This is a genomic window from Streptomyces milbemycinicus (genome assembly GCF_002154605.1).
Taxonomy (GTDB): domain Bacteria; phylum Actinomycetota; class Actinomycetes; order Streptomycetales; family Streptomycetaceae; genus Streptomyces; species Streptomyces milbemycinicus.
The window spans coordinates 40,832-47,999 of record NZ_MUNE01000042.1 but is presented as its reverse complement, the minus strand read 5'-3'; the positions used below and the strand labels follow the sequence as shown (position 1 = coordinate 47,999).

The following is a 7,168-nucleotide window of genomic DNA, read 5'->3' as shown; positions in this document are numbered from 1 at the left end:
CGAGCCGGCTCGACCGTCATCTCATGCAGCAGGTCGGCCACCTCGGCGGGGTCATGTGTGGTCAGCGGCCGTTCGTAACGGGCCACGACGTCGCTGCGCAGGGTGGTGACGACCCCGTACACCCGGTCCCCGGTGATCTTGAACCCGAGGAAGTACCGGGACTCGGGGACGACGTCCAGTGGCTGTGAGGGCCGCCCCAGCCGTACCTCCGCGAGCATTGTGTCCTCGGCCGACTCGATCAGCAGACCCGACTCGATCAGCGGCTTGGTCAGCCGGGTGAGGCTGCCCGCCGAGAGATTCAGCCGGCGGGCGATCTCGCTGCGTGACAGCGGGCCGTGCACCAGCACCTCGATCGCCACCGCGCGTTCACCGGGGCTCAGCGGCGGCCAACTCGCCCCAAGTGTGGTCATGAGGGTCGGACTCCCACAAGAATTTTTTCATTAAGAAAGTAATGGCTTCACTCTACTACGCCCAGGAGGCCGAACTCGGAGGAAGCGCGACTCTTGACGCATGGATTCTTTTGAGTCAAAAGTAAGTGCCCTCAGCTCGAGGACGCCGTAGACGAGGGAGTCTCCGATGACCGTCGCCGCCAGCAGCCCTCCTTCGCGTCTGCCGTTGCGCGGCGCCGAGGGAGTCACAGCGAAACGCAAAGCCCGCAAGGTCCGGGAGCGCGGAGACGGAGCCCTCGCGGCCCTCTTCATCGCCCCCGCCCTGCTGGGCTTTCTGGTCTTCCTGCTCTGGCCGACGCTGCGCGGCATCTATCTGAGTTTCACCCGCTTCAACCTGCTCACCCCGGCCAAGTGGGTCGGCTTGGACAACTACATACGCATGGTCCACGACCCGATCTTCTGGGACTCGCTCAAGGTCACCGTCGAGTACGTGGTCATCAACATCGGCGTCCAGACGGTGTCGGCGCTGGTGATCGCGGTGCTGCTGCAGCGGCTGACGCAGTCGGCGGTGCTGCGCGGGATCGTGCTGGCCCCGTACCTCATGTCGAACGTGGTCGCGGGCGTTGTCTGGCTGTGGATGCTCGACAACCAGCTCGGCATAGGCAACGAGATCATCCAGAGCCTGGGCCTCGACCGCGTCCCGTTCCTGGCCGACGAGACCTGGGCGATCCCCACCATCGCCCTGATCAACGTATGGCGGCACGTCGGCTACACCGCGCTCCTGCTCTTCGCCGGTCTCCAGGCGATCCCGAACGACATGTACGAGGCGGCCAAGGTCGACGGCGCGAGCGAATGGCGCATGTTCTGGCGGATCACCATGCCGCTGCTGCGCCCGGTGCTGGCGGTCGTCCTGATCATGACGGTGATCGGTTCGTTCCAGGTCTTCGACACGGTCGCCGTGACGACCTCGGGCGGTCCCGCCAACGCCACCAACGTGCTCCAGTACTACATCTACGGCTCCGCCTTCGGCCGCTTCCAGTTCGGCTACGCCTCGGCGATGTCCGTCGCCCTGTTGGCCGTCCTCAGCGCGATCACCGTCATCCAGTACCGGATCACCCGGGCCGGCCAGACCGACCTCGGCTGACGGAAGAGAGAGATCCGACATGGCTGCCGTGGCAACGACCACCACCGTACGGCGCGTCCGGCGCAGGCCCTCCCTCGGGCGGGCCCTGGCCTGGACTGTGATGGCCGCGATCGTGCTCATCACCCTGCTGCCCTTCTACTGGATCCTGCGCACCGCGCTGTCCACCAACAGCGCGCTCGTCGCCCACCCCGGCGACCCGCTACCCGTGGACCTCACCGGCGGCGGCTTCGCACGCGCCCTGGGCCTGCAGTCCACCGAGGAGGCGATCGCCCAGGGCGGCTCGGGCGGCGGGCTGGCGTTCTGGCGCTATCTGTTGAACTCGGTGATCGTCTCCACGCTGATCGCCGTCTGCCAGGTCTTCTTCTCGTCCATGGCCGCGTACGCCTTCGCACGCCTGCGGTGGCGGGGCCGGGACAAGGTGTTCGGCCTCTTCCTGGCCGGGCTGATGGTACCCGCGATCTTCACCCTGCTGCCGAACTTCGTGCTCATCAAGCAACTCGGGCTGGTGGACACGCTGCTCGGGATCGCCCTGCCGACCATGTTCATGACCCCGTTCGCGGTGTTCTTCCTGCGGCAGTTCTTCATGAACGTGCCCCGCGAGGTCGAGGAGGCCGCGCTCCTCGACGGCGCCGGCAAGGTCCGCGTCTTCTTCCGGGTGATGCTGCCCATGGCGTCCACCCCGATCCTCACCCTGGCCGTGCTGACGTACATCACCTCCTGGAACGACTACTTCTGGCCGTTGCTGGTGTCCTACAGCGACAGCTCCCGGGTGCTCACCGTGGCGTTGGCCATTTTCCGCGCGCAGACGCCGCAGACCGGCACCGACTGGTCCGGCCTGATGGCGGCGACTCTCATCGCCGCACTCCCGATGCTGGTGCTCTTCGGCCTGTTCGCGCGCCGCATCGTCAACTCCATCGGCTTCACCGGGATCAAGTAAGGGGACAGTGATGCGAATTCGTAAGGTGGTGGCGCTGGCCGGGGCGCTCACGCTGTCCCTGCTGACAGGCTGCGCGAAGGGCGATTCGGCCGGGTCGTCCGGGAACACGGTGACGTACTGGCTCTGGGACTCCAGCCAGTTGCCCGCCTACCAGGCCTGTGCCGAGGGCTTCGAAAAGCAGAACCCGGGCCTCCATGTCAAAATCACGCAGATGGGCTGGGGGGACTACTGGACCAAGCTCACCGCGAGCTTCATCGCGGGCACACAGCCGGACGTGTTCACCGACCACATCCAGAAGTTCGGGCAGTTCGCCGACCTCGACGTGCTTCAACCGCTGGACGACCTCGGCATCAACGAGTCCGACTACCAGTCGGGGCTGGCGTCCAGCTGGGTCGGCCAGGACGGCCACCGCTACGGCTCCCCGAAGGACTGGGACACCGTCGCGCTGTTCTACAACAAGAAGATGGCTCACGCGGCCGGGCTGACCGCCGAAGAGCTGAACAGCCTCTCCTGGAACCCGAAGGACGGCGGCACCTTCGAGAAGGCCATCGCCCACCTCACCATCGACAAGTACGGCAAGCGCGGCGACGAACCGGGCTTCGACAAGCACCATGTCAAGGTGTATGGCCTGGCCACCGGAGGGGCAGGCGACAGCGACGGGCAGACCCAGTGGAGCAACTTCACCGCCTCCGCCGGCTGGACCTACACCGACAAGAAACGGTGGGGCACGAAGTACCAGTACGACAGCAAGACCTTCCAGTCGGTCATCACGTGGTACTTCGGGCTGGTGAAGAAGGGCTATCTCGCCCCGTTCACCGCCTACAGCGAGGGCGCGAACCCGCCCAACGCCCAGATGGGCTCGGGCAGGGCGGCGACCGCCTTCGACGGCGCCTGGATGATCTCCACGTACGACGGCCTCAAGGGCGTGAAGGTCAGCACCGCCTTCACCCCCGTCGGCCCGACCGGCAAGCGGGCGACGATGATGAACGGCCTCGCCGACTCGATCACCAAGAACGCCCGCAACAAGCGGGGCGCGAAGAAGTGGGTGAAGTATCTGGCCTCGAACGAGTGCCAGAAGACGGTCGGCACCTACGGCATCGTCTTTCCCGCCACTCCCGAAGGCACGAACGCCGCGGTCGCCGCTTACAAGAAGAAGGGCATCGACGTCACCGCCTTCACCAGGCCGGTCGCCGACAAGAAGGACTTCACCACCTTCTCCTTCCCGATCACCGACTACGCCGCGGATGTGTACGCGCTGATGCACCCCGCCATGCAGGACGTCTACGCCAACGACGCACCCGTGAGCGGCCTCGGCAAAACCAACGACCAGATCAACTTCATCCTCGGCCAGTGAGGCCCCCGTTGATCCTCGACCACCGAAAGGGCAACCCCCACATGTCTTTCTCGCTCGGCATCGTCGGCGCCGGCCAGTTCTCCGGCCAGTTCGCCACGCTGTTCCAGGCCCATCCCGGCGTGAGCGACATCTACGTCACCGATCTGCTGCCCGAACGCGCGGAACAGCTCGCCGCCGCACAGGGGCTGGCAGGCACCTTCCCCTCGTACGAGGCGATGCTGGAGTCGAAGGCGGTGGACGCGGTCGCCATCTTCACCCAGCGCTGGACACACGGTCCGCTGGTGCTCCAGGGCCTGAACGCGGGCAAGCACGTCTACTCCGCCGTCCCCATGGCGATCAGCACCGAGGAGATAGCGGCCATCATCGAGGCCGTACGCGCCACCGGTCTGACCTACATGATGGGCGAGACCAGCCAGTACAACCCGGCGACCGTCCATGCCCGCGACCAGATCGCCGAGGGCGCCTTCGGACGGCTCTTCTACGCCGAGGGCGACTACGTCCACGACATGGATCTCGGCTTCTACGAGGCCTACCAGTACAGCGGCGGCGAGAACTGGAAGGCGACCGCCAGCTATCCGCCGCTGCTCTACCCGACACACTCCGTCGGCGGGGTGCTCGGCGCCTGGCAGACGCATGCGGTGAGCGTGTCCGCGGTCGGGGTCAAGGACGACCGCGGGGACGGCGTGTTCGACCGGGAGATCAGCCAGTTCGGGAACGACTTCTCCAATGCCACCGCGCTGTTCGAGGTGGCGGGCGGCGGCTCGTTCCGTACGAACGAGTTCCGGCGAGTCGGCTATCCCTCACACATCCGGGAATCACGATTCCGGTTCTTCGGTACGGACGCCAGCATGGAGCAGCTCGCCACCGTCAGCTTCTGGCAGGACAAGGAGGGGGTGAAGGACATCACCGAGCTGCTGGAGCCCAAGCCCACGCTGGCGCCCGACGACCCGTCGCTGGAGCACATCGCACCGGCCCTGCGGGCAGCCTTCACCTCGGGTTCCGCGCCGGTGCATGACCGGTCACGGCTGCCGAGGGAGTTCGACCACCTGCACAACGGCCACGAGGGCAGCCACCACTTCCTGGTGGACGACTTCGTGACCGCGGTCAACACCCGCACGCTGCCGTCCGTGAACGCCTGGGTCGCGGCCCGCTACACCCTGCCGGGCATCGTCGCGCACGAGTCCGCGCTCCAGGGCGGCGTCAGGCTGGACATCCCGGACTTCGGGGACGCGCCCGAGGCGTAGTCCGTCCCTCGGTCACACCGCCCCGGCGAAGTGGCAGGCCGAGGGGTGTGCGGCCGGGCCGCCCGGGGCCTGGAAGGCCGGGGGCACCGCGAGCGGGGGCACTTCCACCGCGCAGCGGTCCTCGGCCTTCCAGCAGCGGGTGCGGAAGCGGCAGCCGGAGGGCGGGTTGGCCGGGGAGGGCACGTCTCCGGCCAGGAGGATGCGCTCACGGCCCTCGCGGGACTCCGGGTCGGGCACCGGGACCGCGGACAGCAGGGCCTGGGTGTACGGGTGGGTCGGATGGTCGTAGATCTCGGTGCCGGTGCCGAGTTCGGCGAAGCGGCCCAGATACATCACCGCCACCCGGTCGGAGATATGGCGGACGACGGACAGGTCGTGGGCGATGAAGAGGTAGGAGAGGGCGAACTCCTCCTGGAGCCGCGCCAGCAGATTGACGACCTGGGCCTGCACCGACACATCCAGCGCGGAGACCGGCTCGTCGCAGATGATGATCTCCGGGTTGAGGGCCAGCCCGCGCGCGATGCCGATGCGCTGGCGCTGACCGCCGGAGAACTGGTGCGGATAGCGGTTGATGTACTCGGGATTGAGCCCGACCACATCCAGCAGCTCCTGCACCTTGCGGCGGCGGTCGCCCTTCGGGGCCACCTCCGGGTGGATCTCGAAGGGCTCACCAATGATGTCGCCCACCGTCATCCGCGGATTCAGCGAGGTGTACGGGTCCTGGAACACCATCTGGATATTCCGCCGCACGGCCTTCAGCGCCCGCCCCGACAGCTTGGTGATGTCCTCGCCCCGGTAGCGGACCTCCCCCGCGGTCGGCCGCTCCAGGTTGACCAGCAGCCGGGCGAGGGTGGACTTGCCGCAGCCGGACTCGCCGACGACGCCCAGGGTTTCGCCGCGCCGCAGTTCGAAGGAGACGCCGTCGACGGCCTTGACCGCGCCGACCTGGCGCTTGAAGACGACGCCTTGGGTGAGCGGGTAGAGCTTGGCCAGGTCGCGCACCTCCAAGACGGGCTCGCCCGGCTCGGCGGCGGGCTCAGGGGGCTGCGATGGCGTCGCGGGCATCGAGCTCGTCCTTCCAGAAGTGGCAGGCGCTGGTCCGCTTCGCGGGCGCGTCCCCGTACGCGGCGTCCCCGTACGCCACCTCGTACAGCGGCGGCCGTTCGGTGCGGCAGATGTCCTGGGCGCGGGGGCAGCGCGGGGTGAAGGGGCAGCCGGGCGGGAGGTCCGCCGGGCCGGGCGGCAGGCCCTTGATCGCGTACAGCTCGCGGCCCCTGTCCCCGTCCAGGCGCGGCACCGAGTCCAGCAGCCCGCGGGTGTACGGATGGGCCGGGCGGCGGTAGAGGTCGCGTACGGGCGCGGTCTCGACGATCCGGCCCGCGTACATCACCACGATGGTGTCGGCGACATCGGCGACCACGCCCAGGTCGTGGGTGATCAGGATCAGACCCATGTCGTACTCGCGCCGCAACTCCGCGAGCAGGTCCATCACCTGGGCCTGGACGGTGACATCCAGCGCGGTGGTCGGCTCGTCCGCGATGATCAGGTCGGGCTCCAGCGCCAGCGCCATGGCGATCATGATGCGCTGGCGCATACCGCCGGAGAACTGGTGCGGATAGTCGCCCGCCCGCTCCTTCGCCGCCGGAATGCGCACCCGGTCCATCAGCTCGACGGCCCTGGCGCGCGCGGCGCGGCGCGACAGGCCCTGGTGGACCTCGTACATCTCGGCGAGCTGGGCGCCCACCGACACCACGGGGTTCAGCGCGGAGAGCGCGTCCTGGAAGATCATCGCCATCCGGGCGCCGCGCACCCGGCGGCGCTCCTCCTCGCCCAGCTCCAGCAGGTCCCGCCCCTGGAAGAGGATCCGCCCGCCGGTCACAAAGGCGGGCGGCGAGTCGAGGATGCCCATGATCGCCTGGGCGGTCACCGACTTGCCCGAGCCCGACTCGCCCAGCACCGCGAGCGTCCGGCCCGCGTCCACGCCGTAGCTCACCCCGCTTACGGCCTCGGTGACGCCGTCCCGGGTGCGGAACTCGACCCGCAGGTCCCGTACGTCCAGCAGCCGCGGCACGGCGGGCTGCTCCTCGGCACAGCTCATTC

General features: G+C 68.0%; 7 protein-coding genes. 4 read left to right on the top strand and 3 right to left on the bottom strand.

The features are described from left to right. The coding region (locus CCN51_RS03610; RefSeq protein WP_143675718.1) for a winged helix-turn-helix transcriptional regulator at positions 1-410 on the bottom strand (410 nt) is incomplete at its 3' end. A gap of 166 nt (positions 411-576) precedes the next feature. Between CCN51_RS03610 and CCN51_RS03605 the strand changes: the two genes are divergently transcribed. The 4 genes from CCN51_RS03605 to CCN51_RS03590 are packed head-to-tail and all read left to right on the top strand — an operon-like array spanning position 577 to position 5,068. Beyond that, a complete protein-coding gene (locus CCN51_RS03605; protein ID WP_014176704.1) occupies positions 577-1,533 on the top strand; it encodes a carbohydrate ABC transporter permease in 957 nt (318 codons plus the stop codon). 19 nt (positions 1,534-1,552) lie between these two features. Next, positions 1,553-2,470: a carbohydrate ABC transporter permease gene (locus CCN51_RS03600; protein WP_014176705.1), complete on the top strand. Its 918-nt coding sequence runs from the start codon at positions 1,553-1,555 to the stop codon at positions 2,468-2,470. A gap of 10 nt (positions 2,471-2,480) precedes the next feature. Then, positions 2,481-3,824: an ABC transporter substrate-binding protein gene (locus CCN51_RS03595; protein ID WP_193383716.1), complete on the top strand. Its 1,344-nt coding sequence runs from the start codon at positions 2,481-2,483 to the stop codon at positions 3,822-3,824. Between the two features lie 41 nt (positions 3,825-3,865). Further along, a complete protein-coding gene (locus CCN51_RS03590; protein WP_014176707.1) occupies positions 3,866-5,068 on the top strand; it encodes a Gfo/Idh/MocA family protein in 1,203 nt (400 codons plus the stop codon). Between the two features lie 12 nt (positions 5,069-5,080). On the opposite strand, the gene CCN51_RS03585 is transcribed toward CCN51_RS03590, so the two are convergent. Together CCN51_RS03585 and CCN51_RS03580 are read right to left on the bottom strand one after the other, a co-directional pair. Then, positions 5,081-6,133, bottom strand: a complete 1,053-nt coding sequence (locus CCN51_RS03585; RefSeq protein WP_014176708.1) for an ABC transporter ATP-binding protein — start codon at positions 6,131-6,133, stop codon at positions 5,081-5,083. Next, the gene (locus CCN51_RS03580; RefSeq protein ID WP_086859246.1) at positions 6,105-7,166 is read right to left on the bottom strand and encodes an ABC transporter ATP-binding protein; all 1,062 of its coding nucleotides are present in this window, start codon (positions 7,164-7,166) and stop codon (positions 6,105-6,107) included. Before CCN51_RS03580 ends, CCN51_RS03585 begins: the two co-directional genes overlap by 29 nt. Positions 7,167-7,168: the final 2 nt, after the last annotated feature.